The sequence below is a fragment of the Echinicola marina genome (genome assembly GCF_020463795.1).
Classification (GTDB): Bacteria; Bacteroidota; Bacteroidia; order Cytophagales; family Cyclobacteriaceae; genus Echinicola; species Echinicola marina.
The window spans coordinates 3898171-3922927 of the sequence record NZ_CP080025.1 but is presented as its reverse complement, the minus strand read 5'-3'; the positions used below and the strand labels follow the sequence as shown (position 1 = coordinate 3922927).

General features: G+C 42.3%; 11 protein-coding genes. 3 read left to right on the top strand and 8 right to left on the bottom strand.

What is annotated here, in order from left to right; genetic code table 11:
- Positions 1-25 precede the first annotated feature (25 nt).
- Genes KZP23_RS15660 through KZP23_RS15645 form a run of 4 tightly spaced genes read right to left on the bottom strand, consistent with a single transcriptional unit; the run spans position 26 to position 8535 of the window.
- Positions 26-1501, bottom strand: coding sequence for a fasciclin domain-containing protein (locus KZP23_RS15660; RefSeq protein ID WP_226332729.1), 1476 nt, complete (start codon positions 1499-1501; stop codon positions 26-28).
- A 12-nt stretch (positions 1502-1513) separates the two neighbouring features.
- Positions 1514-3007 carry a RagB/SusD family nutrient uptake outer membrane protein gene (locus KZP23_RS15655; protein ID WP_226332728.1) on the bottom strand — a complete coding sequence of 498 codons (1494 nt, stop codon included), beginning with the start codon at positions 3005-3007 and terminating at the stop codon, positions 1514-1516.
- An 18-nt stretch (positions 3008-3025) separates the two neighbouring features.
- A complete protein-coding gene (locus KZP23_RS15650) occupies positions 3026-6283 on the bottom strand; it encodes a SusC/RagA family TonB-linked outer membrane protein (protein WP_226332727.1) in 3258 nt (1085 codons plus the stop codon).
- A 23-nt stretch (positions 6284-6306) separates the two neighbouring features.
- Entirely contained in the window at positions 6307-8535 is a 2229-nt protein-coding gene (locus tag KZP23_RS15645) for a fasciclin domain-containing protein (RefSeq protein ID WP_226332726.1), read from the bottom strand.
- A gap of 917 nt (positions 8536-9452) precedes the next feature.
- Here KZP23_RS15645 and KZP23_RS15640 point away from each other — a divergent pair.
- Entirely contained in the window at positions 9453-13124 is a 3672-nt protein-coding gene (locus tag KZP23_RS15640) for a hybrid sensor histidine kinase/response regulator transcription factor (protein WP_226332725.1), read from the top strand.
- A gap of 424 nt (positions 13125-13548) precedes the next feature.
- Here KZP23_RS15640 and KZP23_RS23100 read toward each other — a convergent pair whose 3' ends face one another.
- Complete coding sequence (locus KZP23_RS23100; RefSeq protein ID WP_317198000.1) at positions 13549-15036, bottom strand: PKD domain-containing protein; 1488 nt, start codon at positions 15034-15036, stop codon at positions 13549-13551.
- A gap of 363 nt (positions 15037-15399) precedes the next feature.
- Between KZP23_RS23100 and KZP23_RS15620 the strand changes: the two genes are divergently transcribed.
- Together KZP23_RS15620 and KZP23_RS15615 are read left to right on the top strand one after the other, a co-directional pair.
- Positions 15400-16731, top strand: coding sequence for a rhamnogalacturonidase (locus KZP23_RS15620; protein ID WP_226332724.1), 1332 nt, complete (start codon positions 15400-15402; stop codon positions 16729-16731).
- 565 nt (positions 16732-17296) lie between these two features.
- Positions 17297-18346 (top strand): PKD domain-containing protein, encoded by a 1050-nt coding sequence (locus tag KZP23_RS15615; protein ID WP_226332723.1) that lies wholly within the window; start codon positions 17297-17299, stop codon positions 18344-18346.
- 1112 nt (positions 18347-19458) lie between these two features.
- On the opposite strand, the gene uxuA is transcribed toward KZP23_RS15615, so the two are convergent.
- The 3 genes from uxuA to KZP23_RS15600 all read right to left on the bottom strand — a co-directional run bounded on the left by uxuA (position 19459) and on the right by KZP23_RS15600 (position 24750).
- The gene (uxuA, locus tag KZP23_RS15610; RefSeq protein ID WP_226332722.1) at positions 19459-20625 is read right to left on the bottom strand and encodes a mannonate dehydratase; all 1167 of its coding nucleotides are present in this window, start codon (positions 20623-20625) and stop codon (positions 19459-19461) included.
- A 320-nt stretch (positions 20626-20945) separates the two neighbouring features.
- On the bottom strand, positions 20946-21749 hold the full coding sequence (locus tag KZP23_RS15605) for an SDR family oxidoreductase (RefSeq protein WP_226332721.1): 804 nt from the start codon (positions 21747-21749) through the stop codon (positions 20946-20948).
- Positions 21750-21753: 4 nt separating this feature from the next.
- Positions 21754-24750 carry a glycosyl hydrolase 115 family protein gene (locus KZP23_RS15600; protein ID WP_226332720.1) on the bottom strand — a complete coding sequence of 999 codons (2997 nt, stop codon included), beginning with the start codon at positions 24748-24750 and terminating at the stop codon, positions 21754-21756.
- Positions 24751-24757 lie beyond the last annotated feature (7 nt).

Genomic DNA, 24757 nt, shown 5'->3' with positions numbered 1-24757 from the left:
TTCGGTTAAAGGTCCCTGCAGATAATTACTGCTTAAATCCTCTGGCTTCTGCTTCAGCCTCATCATTGATACCATCTGGATAGCGTTCCCTGGTATTCAATAATCTCGCTCCTGGGATATCCTCTCCATCAAAAGTGATCTTCATTTCACCGCCTTCACCATGATACCTGTAGCAAAACCACAGTTTATACCGACCTTTCACCAAAACCGGCGTAGTGATCTCTGCCCAAGAAAGCCTATTGGAGGCGACTCCTATTTTCATATAATCACCATTTACCCATTCCAGCGTGTTTAATCCTGGTGGTCTGTAGTCTACCAGTAAATCCACATAATTTCCTCCCCAAGTCATACGAGACAATTCACCTAATTTGAAGGTATAACTAGGTGCTCCAGCTACTCGGAAATACTGGGTAAGTTGTCTTATCTCAGGTTGATCGGCCACATCCCAATACACTGCCGTTGGGGCCCTTAACTTGATCGCAAAATGATCTCCTACACTATGTACCACCCCATTGGTCACGGAATTATCACTCTCCGAACGGATAATGGGAGAACCAGGCTCATGCACCCCAAAAAACACATCATCATTGACCAGGACATCAGTCCCCGCCAGTTTGATGGTCACCACCTCTTGCGGTGCTTTGGTCTCATGGGCGGTAGCCGTCACCAAATCAGCAATATATTTGATATTTGGAAGGATATGATAGGCCATAAAAAGGTTCAGGCTATCACTGGGATTGCTGGGCTCACCAAGATGGGAATAGCGGTTTTTCAAAGCATCATAGCTATCATAACCTGCTGCTGCCAATACCTCATCGGATTCCGCCAATACCGTATACCATACTCCCTCCGTTTCTTCGTTGACCACATCATACCAGCCAGTTTCCTTCAGGGCTTGCGCAAAAATGGAATAGGATTGATTGTCCTCTAGCCACACAGCAGCCGTCTTCGTCGGTGGTGATAATACATTGTCAATGGCATGCATGATCCCATTTCCCAATTTGATATTGCTCTGCAATATATTGGCCTGGCGGTTTACCCGTATTGAGGTCTGCCCATCCACATATTCAGCTCCGGTTACCAGGTATTTTCCATATTCGGTAGGAATAGGCAACTTACCATCGGTAAAATTGGCGGTGGAAATGGTGTCCTTCAAAAGATGGTAACGCACAATGTCCTTTGCCTCTTCTTCGGTCAAAGACGCCAAACTCAAACTGTTCTCACTGAGATATGTATCAACAGCCTCATTATTGGGAGCAAAGAAAGTATAAAGCCCATAAGCCCCTAAATAGCCTTCTGTATTCGATATTTCCAGGATACGGGAAAGACTCGAATATTGATCAGGGTTTTGCCTTAGATACCCACTGATATTCGCATCATCGGTGATATTTATATTACTGGGCTCTTCAAAATCACAACTGCCCAAGCTCAGCAATAAAAGACCGACCATATAATAGGCCATGCCTTTGCTCCATATCGATGTTATATTAAAAACTTTCATCTTCTCTTTGGATTATTTTAGGTAATAAGGGTTTTGGACCAGATTAGGATTGGAGTTTAACTCCAAATTATACACCGGCAGATAATGGCTACGCGTGTCCCGCAACTGGTTCAAAATGGTATTCAAATTGGTCTCAGGAGCATTGGTAATAGCCGCCTGTAACATCAAATCCAAGTTTTCATAATTGTTCATCTTGGATACCCTTAACAAGTCAAACCAACGCTTGCCCTCAAAAGCCAACTCCCTGGCCCGCTCCCTTAAGACATAGCGCACGATATCATTGGCAGCGGAAGCCACCGGACTTTCTTCTGTTGCAGGGATCGCTCCGCCCCTTTCACGAATCTCAGCCACAATTTCCAAGGCTTCTTCGCCCCGGCCAATTTGGGACAGTGCTTCTGCCTTCATAAGCATGACATCCGCCAAACGGTAAATGATCCAGTTGGCATAGGATGCTGTTGCCTCACGTCGTGAACTCGTTCCCGTACCTATATATTTCCAGATTTCCCCACTGCTCTTTAGCGATGCATCAACACTACGCGCATCAATATCCTCAGGGAAGTCTATACTAAAACCATAAATCTCCTCTATAACTGATGGGTATGCCAAAAAGCGTCTTCCCTGTACAGTGCTGAACATCCCATAGAATGGATTGTTCTGTGGAGCCTCATACTGGATTTCCAAAATACTCTCCGTAGAATTTCCTTCTACAAACAATTCCCTGAACCAATTTTCTTGCGCTACCAGTGCATACGGTCCTGCCAATACCTTATCAGCAGCCACCACCGCCTCTTCATAATTTTCCATCCATAGATGGACATCTGCTTGCAAGGCGTAAACAGCATATTTGGTCATGCGTCCCTTACTGGCAGCAATGGACTCATGCTCCTCATAAATATCCATTTCTGCCAATTCCAAATCCTCCAGAATCTGAGCCAAAACATCCGCTGCCGGCGACTTGGGATGGGTAAGTTCATCTTCATCACTGTCTATGGCCGCTGTGACCAAAGGGACATCTCCAAATGTCCTTACCAGATAGAAATACATCAAGGCCCTTAAAGCCCTCGCTTCGGCAACATAGTTATTCAAATCTGCCACTTGGAAAGTTTCATCCGTATCCAATGCCGCCGGACCATTTTCAATCAAATTATTACATAAGTTGATCGTTCCATAAAATGAACTCCAATCTGCTATGGGATTGGTTGACTGGATATTTCCAAAAATCACCTGGGTGTCATTGAAACTCGCGCCTGAATTCAGGCCCACCATATATCCTCGTAGCTCCCCCCAAAGAAACATCTGTTCCGGTATATGGTCGCCTCTGTAATTACCATTCAAAGAGGCGTAAGCCCCAATCAGTGCAGAACGCACCTGCTCCTTGGTCTTCCAAAAATCCTGTTTGACCACCCCATTCACTGGACGCAGGTCCAACCAACTGTCACAGGAAGTGCCTGTCATGACCAACAGCATCAATAGTGTATATGATATATATTTTTTAAGCATCATCATCTCTTTTATATTCTCTAATTAGAACCTCGCATTGATACCCAATGTCACCGTTTGTGTAGGCGGAGTACGTGCATTGTCATATCCAATCTGGAACAAGCGATTGGCATTGGAACTCGTCAAGCCCACCTCTGGATCCTGTCCGGTATAATTGGTCAGGGTAAACAGGTTTTCTGTAGTCACATAAAAACTCATATCCTTCAAATTGATCTTTTCCAAGAACTTATCCGGAGCAGTATAGCGCACCGTCAGGGTCCTGAACCTCAAGAATGAACCATCCTCTACATAGCGGTCAGAACCTAGCCAGTTATAACCTGTTCTGATCAGCGCCCTCGGCATATCCGTTTCATCCCCAGGTCTTCTCCATCGCTTTAAAACAGCCGAATTTTGGTTTTCATAACCGTACATATTTTCGGTCAGCATCTTGGTACTATTGACGATGTCTACCCCATAACGGAAGTTAAAATAGCCTGAAACCTGCCAGTTTTTATAGCTCACCCTTGGTCCAAAGCCTCCGGTCAATTTCGGATTGGCATCCCCTAACCAAACTATATCCCTATAATCAATATTTCCATCATGGTTGATGTCTTCGTACATGGCATCCCCTGGCTGGAATTCATAGGCAATAGTCGGGTAATTGAACATCATGCGAACCACATCCCCATTAGGACCGATGATGGCATTGCCATTGGCATCCCTGGCAACAGTGGCCTCACCATCTTTATATACACCTTTGTACTTGAACCCATAGAATGAACCCAAGGGATTGCCTTCTTGTATGGTCACAAAATAACTCCCATTCGAATTCATGGCTTCTAGATTATCGGTCTGGTAGAGTTCGGATATTTCCTGTACCACGTTTTCATTTCTGGCAATGTTAAAATCAAAATTGATCCTCAGATCACCGGATCGGTAAGGCGTGGTAAACACAGAAAGCTCCCAACCGCGGTTATCCATCGTTCCTATATTCATATCCACTGCTGAAAAACCCGTGGAGCTTGGAATCCTTAGATTATTTAGGAATAAGTCTTTGGTACGCTTACGGTACACATCCAGTCCTATCACAATTTTGCTTTGCAAAACTTCTAGGTTCAAACCAAAATTGGTCTGCTGTACCGTCTCCCATTTGTAATTGGTCAATTCCAGGTTTTCAGGTACCACACCTGTTTCTCCATTATAATTCCAACCCAAACTGGAGAAAGTGCTGAAGTGCCTGTAATTATCTCGAGGGGTATTGCCGCTCTCTCCATAACTGGCCCTTAAGCTAAACTCATCCATCCAACTCAGGTCTTGCATAAATGGCTCTCCCGAAATCCTCCATCTTGCTGAAACACTCGGGAAGGTGCCAAAACGGTGGTTTTTACCAAACTTCGAACTACCATCTCTTCTAATAGAAGCATTAAAAATATAGCGATCTAAAAGGCCATATTGCACATTGGCCAACATCCCTATGGACCTGGATTGATCAGTAGAAGAATTCAAGTTGATATTATCTGTTCTGCTCACAGCAGAAGGGTCCTGCAAGAAAGATGAAGCGGAATTGGTGGTTCCTACATAAAGCCCATCACCCCTACTTTCATATGTCGTGAACATCAATAAGCCCATCAAACTATGATCCTCGCCTAGATCAGGCGTATAGTACAGTTTACTAAAGGTCTGTGTGATCAAATTATCTGAAAAGTTATTGGAAGCCCTGTTGACATTGGCATTGTTCAGGGGAAGCCCTGTAGCTATTTGCGGCAAGAAGTCCTCCGAACGGTTATTGATAATATCAAAGGCCACATCAGACTGGAACATCAGGTCCTCCCGAATATGGTACTGCAAGGTGAATTTCGGAATGATCCGGTTACTCTGCGTAACATTGGAAGCTTCCAAAGCCATCGCTAAAGGATTATAGGTTCCGGAAAAAGCTCCTTGAATATTGAATTCCGGAGAGAAATAGTTAGGCGTCAGGTTACCATATACATCATATTCATATACCGACATATTGGGCATTTTTTCATAAGCCACTGACCTTAGATTATTTCTCCAATTCCTTTCTGTAGTAGACTTAGTGTAAGCCAGGTCTGTTAAAATCTTGATTTTATCAGAAACCAGGTAATCCAAACTTACTCGTGTAGCAAAACGATCGAAGGAAGTTCCTTTGGTAGTTCCCACAGAGCCGTTTTTATTCACAGATACACGGTAGCGGGTCTTTTCTCCACCACCAGAGAGGGCAATATTATGGTCAGTCATATGCCCCAGTTGCGTGATCTGGTCAATCCAATCTGTATTATTGCTATAATTATAGAAGTAATATGGGTCTTTGGGATCATAGGAAAACTCCTTATTGGCATTAATATTCAAGGGCACCCCAAAGCTGTTCATGTATCCCTCTGCTATCAAGGTAGAATACTGGTCACCATTCAACATGGGAATTTGTTCGGGTTGTTTTGTTACCGATCCCCTAAAGCTGTAGGTAATGGTAGGCTTTCCTTTCGCTCCCCTTTTGGTGGTGATCACCAGCACACCATTGGAACCCCTGGTTCCCCAAAGGGCCGTGGCGGCTGCATCCCTCAATACCGTAATGGACTCGATATCTGAAGGAGCCACATTCAATAGCTGTGCATATTCCTGCTCATTGGCGTTGGCAAAGTCAAAATTGGAGGTTTCTGTCTGAAAAGGAATACCATCCACCACAATCAAAGGCTCAGAAGAACCATTGATAGAGGATGTACCACGGATACGAATAGACATACCCGCTCCAGGATCACCGGAATTGGAAACAATGTCCACACCAGCCATCCTTCCTTGCAGCGCTTGGTCAATGGAAAGGGCAGACATTTCTTTCAGTAATTCAGCATCCACCCTTGTCGCGGAGGAGGTCAGGTCTCTTTCATCGATCTGCATCATTCCTTGATCAATGAACTTTTCAGCCGTAACCTCTGCCACATCCAACTCGGATACATTAAACTCCATTTGGAAATTAATCTCTGAGCGGCCATCTATGGGAACTGTAATGGTTTTATAGCCTATAAAGGATACCCTTATCCTGTTTTGCTTGCTCTTTACCCTGAGGGAATAATTTCCGTTTATATCGGTAGCTACCCCTCTTAAGGTCCTGTTTTCACTATCCACTTCCACTACAGTAGCACCTATAATGGAAGAATTATCATCTTTGTCCAGGATCTGTCCTTTGACTATCTCCAGGGTTTGGGCCTGTTGCTGGCCACTCACCCCTGTGCTTATCAAGGTCAGCCCCATGACAAACCACAAAAGTTTCTTGGTAAAATTTTGCATAAGAAATATTTTGGTTTTTGGGCTTAGTTCGTTTCTAATACTCGGTCAATGGAATGCAGCACACAATAGCTGCCCAAAACATTGCTATCAGGAATAATGACATTGGCCACATTGCCTTTTTCATCCGTCACCGTCATGGTATAGGGTGCTTGGAAACCATTAGCACTGTTATCAATAACTACTTCTTTGATTTCTCCTTCCACTGTGGCATACACCGTTGGGAAATCCTCGCCATTTTCGCTGACGATCTTTTTGCCATCGGGTACAATAATATTACGCGGCACAAAATGGTATTTGATAAAAGCGGCTATCTTCTCCCTTTCACCTGCATCGCCGGTACGTGGATCTGCCGGCAAAACACCATCTAAGATCGCTTGGTCTATCGCATCGTTGGAAGGAATCAAAGCGGTAAAAAACTGTCCAATCGCCACCCCTTCTATGGCCAAAGAATTGGCATTATAAACGGATGAATTTTCCAGATATTCAGCAAAACGATCAAATTGGGGATTTTCAAAAATCAATTCTGGAATGACTTTTTGAGTATAACTCAACAGGCCTTCAGTATAAAATGCTGGACCATTGACGGCTTCATAAGTCTCATCTCCTTTGACCATGACACGCTCTCCCGAATCCACATTGCCCGAGGCAAAGAACTCACCGTTTTCGTACCTTATATACTCTCCACCAAAGGTTTCCAAAATACCCGAGCCTGATAGGTCTGCCAGTTCTTCCGGACTGTTTAATTTGATGATGCTCAATTCAACCATTCTTATCAATCGCTCATATGCCTGAGCTGATTCCCCATTATAGGTCCAAGGATTCCTGGCGCCTGGATCATACTCAAAACCTGCATCATTGAGCTGTTGATTGGACATGAGTAGCATGCCAAAGTTTTGCCCAGGATCGGAAATGGTAAAGCGGTAATTATTGAGCAATTCCCTCATGATACTATACTGTGGATCCAAGTAAGGGCGGCTATATACCGTAAAAAAGAAATTTCCTTCCTGTACCTTATCTGTTCCGTAAAACAAACCATTGCTTAGGATTTTACGCTCTGCAAGATCTGCCACCGGATCAAAACGGGCCGATTCATTCAAAGTATTGGTGATCAAATCAAACTGACTGGGCCAAAGCGCAGCTTGCCACATATGCATGTTGACAAAATCATAGATGATCTGATCGGGAACATTTTCCAAACTCCCATAATATTCCAATAAAACATCATCCAAAAACTGCTGTAAGGCCTCATTACGTGGTGCAAAAAGCGTCCAACTGTCTGCCTGGGCATCATTTCCTCCATTGAGAAAGTTTTCATTATTGGGCGCAAAGGCATAGGAACCTGTATAGGCTTTGACATGCACCGGACCGGAAAGGTCATATACTGGACCATAGCGATCGGTAAGCTCTGGATAAGCCGCAGCATTATAACTTACTGCCGTATTGTTTTCCCGCGTTCTAAAACTCATCTCCAATATGGAGCGGAACAGACTGTATTCCGGTTTTTCAGCCAAATAATCAGCAATATTCGGCATGGGTTGGATTACCCTATCCACTGTATGGATATAACCATTTTCTGCAATGATATTGGATTGTACCACATTGGCATTGGCCACTTGGGCACCAGAATAAGGCCGCTCATAAAAACCTTCTATATCCGCAGCACTGATCATCGTACGATCCAAATAATGCTGCATGAAATAAGGCAGGTACTTATTATTATTGTCGTCCAGGTTATACGTTTCGAAGCCATTACGATTGGCCGCCACTACATCCAGTTGCTCACCTTCTACCTCTTCCTTATAAACACCCTTATAATAAGCGGTCTTCCTTCTAAAAGAAGCAGACAAGGTATCATTGCCCGGACCGGTCTGGTAATAGGCCAGGTCTCTCAGGTTATAGGCATTATAAACCAGGGAATAAGAGATGATCTCAGAAGCTTTTTCCTCTGAAATATCCTCTACACCATTGATATTGTTTTGTTGGAAGTAAAGCTCAAAGGCTTCATCATTGGGAGCAAAAGCTGTCCAGTATCCGGCTGAACTTAAAGTCTGCTTATACCCGGCTTTTTCCACTAGCGCCAAATAATGGTCAAAGTTCCCTTTGAACCGCACCGAATCAGAGAGGACCTGATATATAGGCCCCTCCAAACCCTCCGGCCTGGCGTAATACTCATCAAACTCTTCCTTACATCCTATAAGAAATACCCCCGACAAGCAAAAACATGCAAAAAGCAGTTTAGTAAAGTTGTTCATAGATTATTGAGGTTTTGTTAATCAACACTGAGTCCTTTTATGAAAAGCCCTTTCTTTTGGCCAATAAGATGCTGCGAATCCCTCTGACCAATTAGAAATATTTTTTCAAAAATGGATTTATACGAAATTTATAAAACTCGATCCCTAATAGTGTTATGGCTTATACTGGTAGCAGATCAGTATTTTTGAATTTCTTAAAAAATACTGATTACTAAATTATGACATATTCTTAGTAAAAGTAACCTAATATTAATTGTAATAAATACACCTAAAACAAGGCTTATAATAACCACTAAATCGATTATTCATGCTATTCTTTCTTTGCAAATCCCCTCCCCATATCCTCACTAAACAGGGCTATTTTCAGACCACATCGGAAATTTTCTAGCTATACGGGTAAATTTATTTCCTAAGGACAACTGTATATCCAAGTCAAGTCTTTTCCGCCACAGCGCTACAATCTTTCTAGACCTTTCTAGTGGGGCTGACCGGTTAAATTGTGGCATTCATATATCTAATAAGGGAAAAAACTAATCGATAGCCGTCTTATTGTTCATATAAAACATTACGCAAGGACAGGCACACTGCCCGTTCAATTAAACAAAAGCACAATCAACACTATACTAATTTTTCCTTAGCACTCATCCTTTAACCCGTTTTATGCATTAGGAATCGTTATGAGAACTGAAACTACAAGAAAATCAGGCTGTTTGGAGATTGAATCATAGCATCGCTATGGTGAACCTGTCTACCGCCAGGTAGAATCGAAAACAGCAGCGAAGCGACTGATTTTAAAGTAGTTTCAGGTCGCAATAGATAGGCTAATGCATAATGCGGGTTTAATTCATATAAAACTTATGGGTAAAAAGAAATTAGTTCTATTTTCGCTACTGACTTATCAATCAACTTAGAGGATCATGTCCCGGATTTCTATCTTTTCTCTTATATTTCAGCTGCTATTGGTATTTTTCATTGCGGAAAAGGGACATGCTCAATATAGGCCCCTAAAATTCGAACAGCTGGACGTCAATGATGGCCTGCCCCAAAATGCAGTTTATGCTATCACCAAAGACAAATATGGCTATATATGGTTGGGCACCTGGGGAGGAGCCGTAAGGTACGATGGCTATGATATTAAGGTCTTTCGGGCCAATGGAAATGACAGCACAGCCCTTAGGGATAATAGGATCAGCGCCATAGCCACCGATGCCTTGGGAAAGGTATGGATTCAGGTTGAACCCAAAACAACCATCTATCAATACAATTACGAAAAAGAAAACTTTAAGGCTTTTCCCATCGAACAAGCGCCAGATCTTATTCAACAAAAAATCAGGGCTCGCTATAGTTACCATACCAAATATGAGGAAAATGAAGAATACAAATGGCAGACTTCTTCAAACGGACTGATCCAAGTTCATAAACAGCACAATGACACCCTCATTTACCATCCGGATCCTATGGACCCCCAGTCACTTTCTGATGAAATCACAAAATACCTCTATTTGGATGACCAGGAGCATCTTTGGATAGGCACCCAATCCGGCGGACTGAACCACACTGACCTCAATACCAAACCTTTTATCAATTACCATAAGGGACAGGCTGGACAAGGCCTGTTGGACAATGTGGTCAGGGCCATTTGTACCGATCAGCAAGGAAGGATATGGGTAGGTTCAGAAAACCTCGGAATCACCCTAATAGACAACGTCAGCTCAAAACCTACTTATACCTATATCGGCCAAAACAAGCTCAATGACTTACAAATCCGTACTTTGTTTTGCGATAGTAAGGGCTTGGTTTGGATAGGCACCAAAAATGGGCTGGTCTATTATGATCCCCAAAAAGACACTTTTTTCCATGCTTCAAAAACAGATTGCAGTATTGGGGTTTTTGCCATTGAAGAAGACCAAAATGGACATATATGGGTTGGCTCCTTTTATGGGCTGTCCCGCTATGACAAAGAAAATGACCGCTTTCATTGTTATGACAGTTCGCTGGGACTTGCTGGAAAGCAAATCATGGACCTAATGATCGATCAGGAAAACAACCTCTGGATAGCAACAGAAGAGGGTGGAATGAGCAGGATGGCCTTAGGTACCGGTTCAATAGAAGATAAAGAATTTGACATTACCAATTATACACATACCGAACAAGTCCAAGCAGGTCCGCTCAGCAATCGGACCTATTCCCTCACAGAAGATCACGAAGGCAGAATTTGGCTGGCTACAGATGCGGGAATAAGCGTACTTGATCCTAACAGCAAGCAATTCCAGCACTTCACCCGTCAAAATGGCCTGACGGACGAATTGATCTTGGCCTTGGCCTTTGATGCTAAGGAAGCTGTCTGGGCCAGTCATACCAAAGGACTGAGCAAAATCAACACCACTACTGGGGAAATCCAGAACTTTAACCTATTCGATGGCCTTCAGGGCAATGAATTCAAGCAAAGTGCCGTTTTCCGTGATAGTAAGAGCTCAAAACTCTTTTTTGGCGGTTCCAATGGCCTCACCTCATTTGTTCCCGAACAAATAAAGACCAATCCCTTTGCACCAAAAGTAATCCTGACCAACTTGAATGTGATGCATGAAGATGTTCACCCAGGTACCAAAATCAATGACAGAGCCATATTGGAAAATGCGCTCCTCACCACCGATGAAATAACCCTTACGTGGTGGGACAAAACATTCAGGTTGGAATTTGCCGCCTTGCACTATGCCAACCCACTCAGCAATAAATACAAATACAAGCTGGAAGGATTCGATTCGGACTGGATCTATACAGATGCTTCAAGAAGGATGGCCTCCTACTCCAACCTCCCTGCCGGAAATTATGTTTTTAAGGTATTTGGTGCCAATAGTGATGGTGTATGGAGCGATATTCCTGCCAGCCTGCGCATTAAAGTGCTCCCCCCTTGGTGGCTGAGCTGGTGGGCCATTACTATATATGTTTTGGTCTTGCTACTCATGGGCTGGTTTATTTTCCGCTACCTCAATGCCAAAATCCTACATAGAAAAAGTGAGGCCATCCACCAAGCCAAGCTCCACTTCTTCACCGAGATTTCCCATGAGTTCAGAACTCCCCTGACACTGATCATCGATCCCCTCGAAAGACTCTTAAAAGAAAGGCCCAAAAAGCAAATTGCCGAACAATACTATCAGCTGATGCACAGCAATGCCAAACAGCTGCTGATCCTGATTAACCAGCTGCTGGATTTTAGAAAGTTGGAATCCGGCCACCTCAAATTGGCATTGCAGCAGGCAGATATCATAGCCTTTGTACGGGGCCTTGGCAGCTCATTTGAAGAAATGGCCAAAAGGCGCGGCATTGACTTCAGAATAATAACTTCAGCTGAGCAGTTTATCATGGACTTTGATACCGATAAGCTCACCATGATCCTGAATAACCTCCTTTCCAATGCCTTCAAATTCACGCCTGATCAGGGACAAATCATCCTCAAAGTAGCCCCAACATCCCTACCCAAAGAAGGAATTACCATCCTTGTACAGGACAATGGACAGGGCATCCCCAAAGAAGATCAGGAAAAAATATTCGGGATATTCTATCAAAGTGCCCATAATAAAAAGCAGCATAAAGGGTCAGGTATTGGACTCAGCCTGAGCAAAGAATTGGTGGAGCTGCACGATGGAAAAATTGAAGTTGAAAGTACTGTAGGAAAAGGTACCAGCTTCTCTGTATTTTTACCACGACAACTTGATGCCTCGGAATTTTCCCAGATAACCGACCAGGAAAGCAGCTTAGTAGGCCCCCCAACCACAGTTCTGGATACCGACCCCAACCTTCCTGAAGCTGCTGATGCAGAAACTCCTTTGATCCTGGTGGTTGATGACCACACGGACATTCGGACTTATGTGGAAATGAGCTTCAATAAGGAATACCGTATCCTTACGGCTACCAATGGTTTAGAAGGCCTTGCCCTTGCCATAGACCATATTCCCGACTTGATCATCAGTGATGTAATGATGCCTGATATGAATGGCCTCCAACTCTGCAAGCAACTAAAAACAGATGAACGAACCAGTCATATTCCCATCATCCTGCTCACTGCACGCCAATCCCCTGAATCCAAGACGGAGGGTTATGAAACCGGTGCCGATGCCTATGTGACCAAGCCTTTTAATACCACCGTTTTGAGGGCTCAAGTAAAAAACCTTATGGAACAAAGACGTCGCTTACGCGAATTATTTTCCAAGGGAACATCCATCGAACTCAAAAAGATTGCGATTAACTCCGCCGATGAGAAATTTCTACAAAAAACCAGGGACATGATAGAAAGTAATTTGGAAACCGAAAACCTGGATATCGATTCCTTGGCTGCTCAGCTCAATATGAGCCGACCACAATTTTACAGGAAAATCAAGGCCTTGACGAACAAATCCGCTGCAGATTTTGTCACCACTTTTCGCATGAACAAGGCTGCAGAGTATTTATTGTCCAGGGACCATAATATTACCGAAACAGCCTATAAGGTGGGCTATACTGTGCCCAATAATTTTTCCAGGGCTTTTAGTAAACACTTTGGCTGCTCTCCTAGCCAATATATCAAGGAATCCAAAAACAGGAATAATTAGCACAGACTTCTCTTGCTAATTGGATGACCTGATCATTCCATGCCTCTTGAATGCCTTTTCAATCCAGATTATGAGTTAGGTTTCGTCATAAGGACTGAAATTGATAGAAAATCAGGCTGTTTGGAAAATGAATCGTAGCACAGCTACGGTGAACCTGTCTACCGCCAGGTAGAGTTGAAAACAGCAGCGAAGGAACTGATTTTAAAGTAGTTTCAGGTCGTAATACTTGTGCGCCGCGGCGTAGATAGGCTAATGTATATTTCGGGTTCAATATTATTATCTGTCCCCAATATAAGTTTGATAAAAGCAGATAATCCAGACGATCCTCCCTATAAAGCAAAAAACCAATCGTCCCCATTTGAGAACGACTGGTTTCACTAACAAATCCCTATCTTTCAATAGTATAACTATATCCTGATTCCTCCTACAGCTGTACTAACCTTAGGATCTCCTCAAAATATACAGTTTTCGCTTCATCAGTAAGCTGCCAATAATAGGAAACACCTCCCTCATCGGCACCAAAACCAAAGTAGGTCCTCGGTCCAGCTGCCGATTCGCCCGCTCCTGCATAAAACTCTGTACCCGCATCAAAGCGAACATATAACATAGCTCCTGCCCCAGGATCACCTCCTGCCGCCGCTGCACTCTCTGCCAATACTTCTCCATTGGTAACCGTGGCCGTGTAAAGGATATTGATTGGCGTATTGATCCATGCAAGCATATTATCCTCCGTAAGCGTAACCTCATCAAAAGCCGCATCGTCTGTTTCTAATATTTGGGCACTAATAACCTCTCCTCCCCCTGGATTGTAGGCCACTGGATTACCGTCATTATTGAACCAGTTCAGGCGATTGTTTCTTGCTGCCCATTGTGAGTTCAGAATCAAGGGCGCTGTCAGCGAATTCCAAGCGGTTTTATCATTTCCATCAAAGTCGGAAGAATTACCACTCCGGCCAATGATGATCAAATCAGCAGCATTGAGCATATCAATATCCTCTTGAGCTGCTGTGCTTAAGGTGCTATTATAATAAGTGCTGACATTAAAGCCCTTTGCCCGTAACCATTCTATCTGCGCATCATCATTGGCATCATCGGTAATAAACATAATCGAATATAAAGAGGTATCCACAGGCTCTTCAACTGTAACCTCTTGACTGCTCACCACTACTTCTCCCTCTTCACTGCTGGCCGTTAATACCACCGTATAAGTACCTTCCGAAGCATAAGTATAACTTGGGCTTGCTTCCGTTGAGCTATTGCCATCGCCAAAATCCCATGAATAGCTGATCACATTCTCTGAGTTATTGATAAAGTTAACGGTAAGTCCATCGTCATCAAAAGTATACGCTGCCACTGGAGGACCTACCACGGTCAGCTCTTGGCTGGTCTGAACCGTCGTTCCACCCTGTGCGGTACTGTTCAATACCACTGTATAGGTGCCTGCTGCCTCATAAGTATGCATGGGATGCTCTTCTGTGGAACTGTTCCCATCACCAAAATCCCATGAATAGCTCACTGCATTCTCTGATGCATTGGTAAAGCTGACGGCCAAATATTCCTTTTCAAAAGTATAAGCAGCCTTTAAATTTTCTACTATGGTGATATCTTCATCCGCTTCTACAATTTGCCCATTGGCTCCCTTTGCTGTTAATACCACGGTATAAACTCCCGCATATTCATAGGTATGGCTCGGGCTTTCTTCCGTAGAAGTATTGCCATCACCAAAATTCCAAGAATAAGAGATAACGTTTTCAGAAGAATTGGTAAATACCGCATTCAGCTCATTGGTGGCCGTGGTAAAACCTGCGGTAGGTTCGGCAGGTTCCATTTCTTCCTCTGTACAAGCAGGAACAAACAGGGTCAATAAGGACAGGATCATTAAGCCCCATAAATTTCCGTAATTTTTTTTCATAATGATTATTTCGGGTTTCATTTCTTTAAAATGGATATAAAACCAAATTATGGTAAAATTAAATCAAAACCGTTATGGACTGTTCTGAGGCCCTTAAACTTATGAAAGGAAGGAAGTAAACAAAGGCAACTACTGCTTTGGATGGGATGGCTTGGTACATTTCAAAATAAACAAGCATCACCAGCTTCACCCTATGGACAAAAATAAATTCAGTTACACAAGCCATTGAAGATAGACAACCATGACATTACAGCATTGTTAGTTGCGCAGTTTTATTTACTTTTCTCCAAAATAGCGGCTTACAGCTAAGGATAGCAGAGCTTGTAAGTCCCAATTTTTACCCATTAAAATCAACAATAACTCATGAAAAATTGCCTTTTATCTTTCTTCCTCTTGTTTATCTTTAACTTTGCAGCTTTGGCCCAACAGGAGGTATTTCCAGACGGAACAGCCATTCCGGAATGGTTTAGTGAAACAAAACCTACAGATATCCACCAACTTGGAAAACATTATTTAATTACAGATTATGGTGTTAAGCAGGACAGTAACCTTGTCCAAACGGATAAAATCCAAGCCATAATTGATCTGGCGCATAAAGAAGGTGGTGGAGTCATCATTATCCCAAAAGGAACCTTCCTAAGCGGTTCCATATTTTTCAAACCCGGAACACACCTGCATTTAGAAAAAGATGCCGTGCTCAAAGGAAGTGATGATATCAGCCATTTCAAATTGCTGGACACCCGAATTGAAGGCCAAAACAGAAAATACTTTGCTGCCTTGGTCAATGCAGATGGTTTGGATGGATTTACCATATCTGGAAAAGGCACCCTTAATGGCAATGGCTTACGCTTTTGGCGTTCATTTTGGCTCAGGAGAAAATGGAATCCAGACTGTACAAATCTCGACGAAATGCGTCCTCGCTTGCTATTTATTTCCAACAGTAAAAACATCCAGGTATCTGGCATCCGCTTGATCAACTCGCCTTTTTGGACCTCCCACTACTACAAGTGTGAAAATGTGAAAATATTGGACTTGTATATCTTCGCTCCTCATGAGCCAAAGCATGAGAAAGCCCCCAGTTCAGATGCCATTGACTTGGATGTCTGCAAAAATGTGCTGGTAAAGAATTGCTACATGTCTGTCAATGATGATGCCATTGCCCTTAAGGGGGGAAAAGGCCCCAATGCTGATAAGGACCACAATAATGGTGGCAATTATAATATCATAGTCGAAGATTGTGAATTCGGCTATTGCCATAGCGCCCTCACCTGTGGCAGTGAATCCATCCATAACCGAAATATCATCCTTAGGAGAACAAAAGTGTCCCACGCTACTAGGTTATTGTGGTTGAAAATGCGACCTGATACCCCCCAACATTATGAGCATATTCTGGTAGAAGATATTAAAGGAAATGCCAAAAACATGCTGTTTATCAAACCCTGGACACAGTTTTTTGATCTGAAAGGTGAAGAGGGCATCCGCAGCTCTTCTGCCAATAATATCACTTTCCATAATATTGATCTGGAATGTGAACTGATATTTAATACTCGGGATTCCGATCAGTATCAGGTATCTGATCTACATTTAAAAAATATGAAACTTTCTACGCCAAAAGAACAGGATGTTCATTTGGACTATATCAATGGGCTTGAATTCAGTAACCTCAGTATCAATGGAAAGAAAATCGCCAGGTAACCGCACCTATAATATACTTAAACTGTCTGTCTTCAAAATCAAAAACACTTTATAAACAGTAAAGTGTTCTTCGCCTTCACCCAATACCAAAATGAGAAGCTTGCTTAACCCAATAAGTAGGCTTCTCTTTTTCTATTTCGATAATCACATTTTCTGTATATGTCGAGACAGAAGGCTGCTAACCCATAACCACTTTGGCTAGCATGTATTTTTCTGAAAACCTTATTTTGCAATTCCGCTATTTCACCAAACTTACCAGTATGATACCATACAGTTTTCAGCTATAATGGCAGTACTTTAATGCTGAATAATAATTTATAATACTGAAACCATACTAACTTTCGGCTAAAAGAAATTAAGGGATATCCTTCTGTCCCAACCTAGTTCATAGGTCCAAAAAGATCTACTTTCTTAATACTACCAATTAAGAAAGTACGGGATTTCGACTAATCCCTGATAATCATGAATATGTATCGTTAGAAAAAAAAACCACCAACCGTTATAGGTACCGCTTTCAAGTAATGACAGTAAATCTATTAACCAAGCAATTAAAAAATTAAGTAGAATGAAAAAAACATTTACCCCAATAGCCTATATGCTATCCTTAAGCTTATTGGTCTCCTGCAGTGAAGACACAGATGATATTAAAGCCAATGATCCCATAGCAAGTTTCACATTTGCGCCTGAGGATGGAGGGAAAATAAAGTTTGATGCAGAGGCCAGTCATGCCAATATTTACTTTTGGGATTTTGGTGATGGATATAATTCTACGGATGAGGATCCCGTACACAATTATGAAAAAGAAGGTGATTATAATGTAAAACTAATGGTTTACGGGACAGATGGAACCAAGCCGGCAGAAGTAAATGAAACCCTTAGTGTAAGCATCGTTAACGATCCCATAGCTGACTTTATCTATGAAGCGGAAGAATTGAAAATCAACTTTATGGTAAAATCCAGTTATGCCAATGCTTATCTTTGGGACTTTGGAGACGGTAATACTTCTACAGAAGAAAATCCCGTCCATACCTATGATGCTGAAGGAGAGTACACCGTAAAACTGACAGTTTCCGGAGAGGAAGGCACTAGCCCTGTAATCCTTACCAAAACTGTAACAGCTATGAAACTCCGGGTATTTGCACCCATTAGCGTAGAGAATGCAGATTTCTCACTTCCCGGAGATCAAAAATATAAAAATTGGTCCAATGTCCCTGGTTGGAACACCGATACCCAAGCTACCGACTCAGGTGTGGAAGCGGATAATACTGGAAATTATCATGGTTTCATCAAGACAAGTGACCCCAATGTCTATAATCTACTGGATCATGTAATCACAAGGACAGATGAAGAATTTAAACTGACCATGACCGCTTCAAATTCATGGAATGGACAAGATTTTACGGTTATCATATACTATGACTCAGGTGATGGTATTAGAAATGTATTGGGATCACAAACAACGGCTATCGCAGCTGGTGAAACTGCTGCCATTGATTTCACTGCAATAGCCAATGAACAAGCTGTTGGTGCCAAGGTGGGGATTGAGTTCGGAGCCACCGCACCTAGTAGTGCGGGTTGGTTTGCATTTGATGATGTGGCGGTCCAGGCCAAATAAACCTCAGCTCAATAATATTAATGTAAAAATGGGTGGCTTAATGCTTACCCATTTTTTTTGTTCATTTGCCAAGGTTCTTGTTTTTAAATTTATTGCACAAATCACCAAACCATCATCAAAAAAAACACAATCACCTAAAAACAAAACACTTACACAAAACCAACACATTAAGACTGTCCAAAAATGATAGTTTTTAGAACGCTTTGGATAGGTGTAATGACCTAAATTTCATCAACTTTATGACTAAGGTTTAGATATTAATCTAGGCTTAGGGTTAATAAATATTAGTAAGGTCTCCATGGTCGTTAAGGAAATTAATCAGACCAAATTCTTTTAAAATGTTTAAAGGAATTTGATCCGGTCGATGCCTACCATGGGGATTTTATTTTTTAATCCCATTGAGAAATGCTGATAAATTGAGAATTAACAGTCTTCAACTCCTTTCTTTAGGTCATTTGACAAGACGTCTAACATACAGATACAGTCAGATAAACACCTTTCAAAACCAAGTGTATTACCATATATCAGTGTGCATCATTTTTATCTGTGGTCAATAATTTTTATACACGGATAAACATTGATCAACGCAGGTGTTTTAGCACATTTCAATTAATTCAGCATTGAACGACTACAGTATAGGTCTGAATTATTTAAAAGAAGCATTTTAAGAGTTGCCACCAGAAATTTTGATTGATCCAATAAATTGAGGATCATGCAGAAAAATTGAAGATTAACAGCCTTCAATGTCCTGCTTTAGGTCATTCAAAAAGCACCTAACATACAGACGCAGTCAGATAAACACCTTTTAAAACCAAGCGTATAACCATATATCAGTGTGCATCATTTTTATCTGTGGTCAATAATTTTTATACACGGATAAACATAGATCAACACAGATGTTTTACCACATTTCAATTAATTCAGCATTGAACGACTACAGTATAGGTCTGATTTTTTTAAAAGAAGCATTTTAAGAGTTGCCACAGAAATTTTGATTGACCTTATATTTCCCTGCACATGTTTTTGCCCCAACAGATCCATCGAAACGACCCAAATATGCTTACTCTTCAAATTTCTACGATACAATTGGTAATGGCCTAAAACCACAAATATTAATCCTTCAATGTACAGTTGATCCCCAATTCCAATCCCCTTAATTCCGCTAAACCTTTTAGCCTTCCTATTGCCGAATAGCCGGGATTGGTAGCCTTTCCTATATCATCCAATAGTTCATGACCATGATCAGGCCTAAAGGGAATCCTTTGCTTCCTCTTTTTATTGAGTGTCACCAATAAAGTCATGATTGCTGGCATATCCACATCTCCATCCAAATGGTCGGATTCATAAAAATTGCCCATCGCATCCTTTTTGATATTCCTAAGATGGGCGAAATACACTCTTTCTCCTACAGCCTTCAAAATTTCCACTAAGTCATTATGGCCTCCTGCACCAAGAGAACCGGTACAAAAGCAAATTCCATTAAAGGACTGATCAACTTCTGCTAGAATATATTCCAAATCTTCTTTGGAAGAAGCGATTCGTGGCAAACCCAATATTGGGAAAGGAGGATCATCTGGATGTATGGTCATCTGTATTCCTTCTTCCAGACAAAGCTCGGCTATACTTTCCAGAAAATACACCAAGTTTTCCCTCAAACCAGCTTTTCCGATTTTCTTGTAAATTTCAATACTCTGCTTTAAATCCTCTAAACTGACCCCACCTTCTGTGGGTACCCCCATTAGGATGACAGCAGAAAGTTCCTCTAAACGCTCTTTGGACATCTTTTCATAGCGCTCTTCCACCTGATTTAAAACTGAAGCTTGATAAAAGGAACTGGCTTCTGCTCGCTTCAAGACTTTGGTATCAAAAACAGCCAAATCCACCCAATCAAAATACAGCGCTTTGGCACCATTATCCAAAGTAATCCTCAGGTCTGTCCGTGTCCAATCCAAGACTGGCATAAAATTATAACAAACTGTTTTGATGCCACAGGAAGAAAGGTTCCGCAAAGTTTTACGGTAATTTTCCAAATAAAAACCCGCATGCTCATTCCTGGTTTTTATGGCCTCATGGACAGGAACGCTTTCCACCACTGACCATTCCAGCCCTGCTTGGGCTATCATTGCTTTCCTTTCTTTAATCAACTCAAGCGGCCAAACATCCCCGTGAGGAATTTGATGCAAGGCTGTAACGACTCCTGAAGCCCCTGCTTGCCTGATATCACTAAGTGTGACGGGATCCTCTGGCCCGTACCATCTCCATGTTTGAATCAATCCCATTTTATATATTCATTGATGGTCTTTAAGACCGTATATTTTGGTTCTTCTTTAACTTTACTTTTTTAACCCGCATTATGCATTAGCCTATCTATTACGACCTGAAACTACTTTAAAATCAGTCGCTTCGCTGCTGTTTTCGATTTCACCATAGCGATGCTATGATTCAATCTCCAAACAGCCTGATTTTCTTGTAGTTTCAGTTCTCATAACGATTCCTAATGCATAATGCGGGTTTAATATTTGACACCACTTATCTTAGCCTGATTCCTCATCTCAATTTTCCTAGCGTAAAAATGTATTCGCCCAATAAACTTCCTCTACTAAACCCCACTAAATGAACTAAAACCACCATCTACAGGAAGAATTACGCCCGTGATAAAGGAGGCTGCCTCGGAGCACAAAAATTGTACGGCACCATTTAACTCATCGATATGTCCAAAACGCTTCATGGGCGTTCGGGCCAATACCTTCTTACTGCGATCGGTATAAGAACCATCAGGATGGATCAATACTTTTCGATTTTGCTCTCCTATAAAAAAACCAGGCGCAATCGCATTTACCCTCACTTTTTCTCCAAATTTCAATGCCATTTCCATGGCCATCCATTGGGTAAAGTTATTGATTCCGGTCTTGGCCGCCGAATAGCCCATTACACGACTTATCGCAGAATAAGTCGCCATGGAGGATATATTGATGATACTCCCTTCCCCTCCTTCGGCTATAGCTTTCCCAAAAACCAAACTGGGAACTATAGTTCCATCTAAATTGAGGTCTATTACCTTTTTGTGCTCAGCTACATCAATGTCAAAGACGGTCTGGTCCTCATTCACATTGGCCTCCGCCATATTTCCCCCAGCCACATTGATCAGCACCTGAATAGATCCCCATTTTTGTATTACTGCGTCACGGACTTTATGAAGCCTGCTCTTGTCCAACACATCACAAGAAAAACCAATCAGATCCCCCTGCTTGCCCAAGGTGTCAAGGACACTGTTTAGCTTGTCTTGATTACGTCCGAGGATCACTACCTTCGCGCCTGCCTCAAGCAAAGATTTTGCGATATTACTTCCCAAGACGCCAGTCCCCCCGGTTATGACGATGACTTTATCTACTACTTCAAACATTGATTTATCTATTATTGATTTTTGTTTCCCTTGCTCCAAAATAACCTGAAGACTGACCTGCTTTGATAAGCTCTATTTTATCCAATACCACTCCTGGATCCACCATGGTGATTTTTAAACTATGCTTCCCTGAAAATGGAAGATGGATCTCCGTCTCCACATAATTAACAGCTCTAAGCACATTGCTATTCCATTCACGGTTATGCTCATCCATCACTTCCTGGAGCGAGGCATCCATAAGAATTGGACTTCCACCATCTATGCTTACGGCAAACCTGAGCCTATAATCCCCATTAATTGGCTGCGACGGCAAACAATGCATCCTCAGGGTAAACTCACCAGTAGATTCGTTGATAAATTCATACTTCAAAGCTGGAGCATGCTCTTCTCGGCCAAGCAGTGAACCAGAGGATACAGGGAAAGTGCCTACTGCATCACTTTGTCTCCCTAAACCCTGTATCAGTTTCCATTCAGCCCCTTCAGTAGGAAGTACTTCACTAAAATGCTCCACCTCCATCGAAACTATGCCATTATCTTCCACAAATACTTGCTGCCTATCCCTTAAATCCAACTGCTTGGCTTGTACCTTAATGGAATAGTTTTCCTCGTCCAAACTGATATTGATCAATGAGCTGCTTTCCTGTCCCATAGGGAAAAGTGACCAGTCCACTGAAACCCATATGCGCTCTTCTGAAGATGTTTCTCCTTCTTTGGCGGAAATTTTAATCCATGGATCGTTGGATTGGGCTGTCCAGCTAATGGCCTCCTGCCCCGTGCTAAAAACATCTATAAAATATTCCCGGTCAGTGGAGGAAATAAAGCTGGGCAAAGTAACTTCCTGACCTGGAGCAATCGGTCTGAAAAAGCCTTCAGGAACGATTCCTCCGCCTCCTTTTTTAGAAGGTTTTGTCATGGAGCCTGTTTCAGGCATGCTATAAACAGGAAGCTTCCTTGGATTATAAGTCATCATATAAGACCACTTCCCGCCATTTTGTTGATGATAGCGCTGGGTAATTTCCTTAATTTGCTCAAATGCTTCCTTTGACTTGTCCGCATAGATTTGAGCACTGGCCCGCCCTTGCTCGGCATAAGCACGGCTCTTATAGGCGTATAGCAGCTTTTTATTCATATTGGCCGCCCCTAATACTTTATAACCCACCAACTGATAAAATGCATCCTTTAAATGCTCAGGTAATTTCTTTTGTAAGGTTGCTACCTGTTCTTCCAACAGAATATAGGCATCTAAACGCTGCTGCACTTCATCGCCCTGATCAAAAAGGGAAAGCTCAGGATCTTGTATGGGTGTATTAGGATAGATAGTTGACCATCCCATATGTTCTGGTTTCCTTGAAAAGCCCAACTGGAAATAGCGGGCAAGTATTTCCCCAATTTCCCCCGAATAGCTTTTTCCAAATTGCTCTTCGGCAAAGCGTGAATAATAACTATTAAGATCTTCTGCTGAAAATTGGTCTGGATCCCATGCCATTTCCAGAAAAAAGTTCATTCCAATTTCATTGGGCTTAATATCACCGACATTTACGATCCAGATGTCCTTGGCATTGCTGTGATAAGCCTTGTTCATCTCCTCCCAAATAAGTGCTACTGGAATGGATTCCAACCATAAGAAATCATGAGGTCTTCCCCAATAGGAAATATGGTAATAGACTCCTGCTCCACCTGATCGTTGCTGCTCATAGTTATTGGACAGCTGACGGATATAGCCATGGTTGTCATCAGGCCAGACAAGTGTGATATCTTCTGGGATCTTGGCACCTTCACTGTATATTTCTAAAACTTCCTTATAAGGAACAAATGCCTGTGGTATCCCTGTGACCTTTTTTTTCAAGGTATTCTGAAGCATTTTCCTTTGATCACCGATAATGGTCTCCAGCATATCCACTTTTTCCTCTGCAGTAAAGTCCCCCTGCATTCCGGAATCATGGATCCCACGCATCCCAAGGGTCACTATATAGCGGTCCTCATCATCCAGCTCTTCAATACGCTCCTGCCAATATTCCTTTACCATATCGCGATTACTGGCATAATTGTACTCCCCATATCTATCATGGTCCCATTCCCCTACATTATTTCTCAACATGGGTTCTGCATGGGAAGTCCCCACAAAAATCTGGTACTTTGCAGCCATTTCCTTATTGCCATCTATGGAATAGAAAGCTTTGGTTGAAGGATGCATGGCTGGCCAAATAGCATTGGCACGCAATCGCAACAGGAGCTGAAAGATTTTTTCATAGGTTTTGGGGCCTATATCTCCTGTCTCCGGCTCAAAGGTCTTGGCTGCCCAAGGCTGCAATCCCCAGTCTTCATCGTTTAGAAAAATCCCCCTAAACTTCACCTTTGGTGCATCTTGTACCAATAGCTCCTTAGGAATTTCAAAGATCTCTTTCTTTTCAGGAACAACATCTGCCCACCATACCCAAGGCGAAACTCCCACCATCCTGGATAATTCTAGCAAACCATAAGCGGTCGCCCTGCTATCACTTCCTGCAATTACCAGTACCTGTCTCCCCTTCCAATTTATATTTTTAATCAAATAGGTCTCCCACTGACTTTTAAGGGAAGAAAGGTCAACAAGCCCCTTTTCTTCCATTGCTGAAATCACCCAGCTTTTACCGACTGTTCCTGCCACCACATTGGTATTTTGTAATATTTCAGAAGTCAGGTCAAGTTGGGCATCAAAAACAGTTTTAATATCCCCTTGGAGCATAGCGAATGCCGCATGGACCACTTCACTTTCTCCTGGATCAAGTAACACGGAGCTATGACCATTCTTTTCAAACAAGACACTTTTCTTTTCTTCAAGGGTAAATTTATGGATGGCCAAATCCCTTTCCTGCTTATCATACACAACATCCTTGGGCACCTTAGCCTCCTCAAAGGTCAGAAGACTTTCCTTAAGTGGCTGTTTAAAAGCAAAGCTCCTCTCCACGACCAACAAAAACAGGATAGTGATAAGAAACAAAAAACTGCATACGGATTTCATGCTAATC

Excerpts from the sequence above, each read along its gene's own strand:
- KZP23_RS15640 (WP_226332725.1), top strand. The coding sequence starts at position 9,453 with ATGTCCCGGATTTCTATCTTTTCTCTTATATTTCAGCTGCTATTGGTA.
- KZP23_RS15650 (WP_226332727.1), bottom strand. The coding sequence starts at position 6,283 with ATGCAAAATTTTACCAAGAAACTTTTGTGGTTTGTCATGGGGCTGACC.
- KZP23_RS15645 (WP_226332726.1), bottom strand. The coding sequence starts at position 8,535 with ATGAACAACTTTACTAAACTGCTTTTTGCATGTTTTTGCTTGTCGGGG.
- KZP23_RS15660 (WP_226332729.1), bottom strand. The coding sequence starts at position 1,501 with ATGAAAGTTTTTAATATAACATCGATATGGAGCAAAGGCATGGCCTAT.
- KZP23_RS15600 (WP_226332720.1), bottom strand. The coding sequence starts at position 24,750 with ATGAAATCCGTATGCAGTTTTTTGTTTCTTATCACTATCCTGTTTTTG.
- KZP23_RS23100 (WP_317198000.1), bottom strand. The coding sequence starts at position 15,036 with ATGAAAAAAAATTACGGAAATTTATGGGGCTTAATGATCCTGTCCTTA.
- KZP23_RS15655 (WP_226332728.1), bottom strand. The coding sequence starts at position 3,007 with ATGATGATGCTTAAAAAATATATATCATATACACTATTGATGCTGTTG.
- KZP23_RS15605 (WP_226332721.1), bottom strand. The coding sequence starts at position 21,749 with ATGTTTGAAGTAGTAGATAAAGTCATCGTCATAACCGGGGGGACTGGC.
- uxuA (WP_226332722.1), bottom strand. The coding sequence starts at position 20,625 with ATGGGATTGATTCAAACATGGAGATGGTACGGGCCAGAGGATCCCGTC.
- KZP23_RS15620 (WP_226332724.1), top strand. The coding sequence starts at position 15,400 with ATGAAAAATTGCCTTTTATCTTTCTTCCTCTTGTTTATCTTTAACTTT.
- KZP23_RS15615 (WP_226332723.1), top strand. The coding sequence starts at position 17,297 with ATGAAAAAAACATTTACCCCAATAGCCTATATGCTATCCTTAAGCTTA.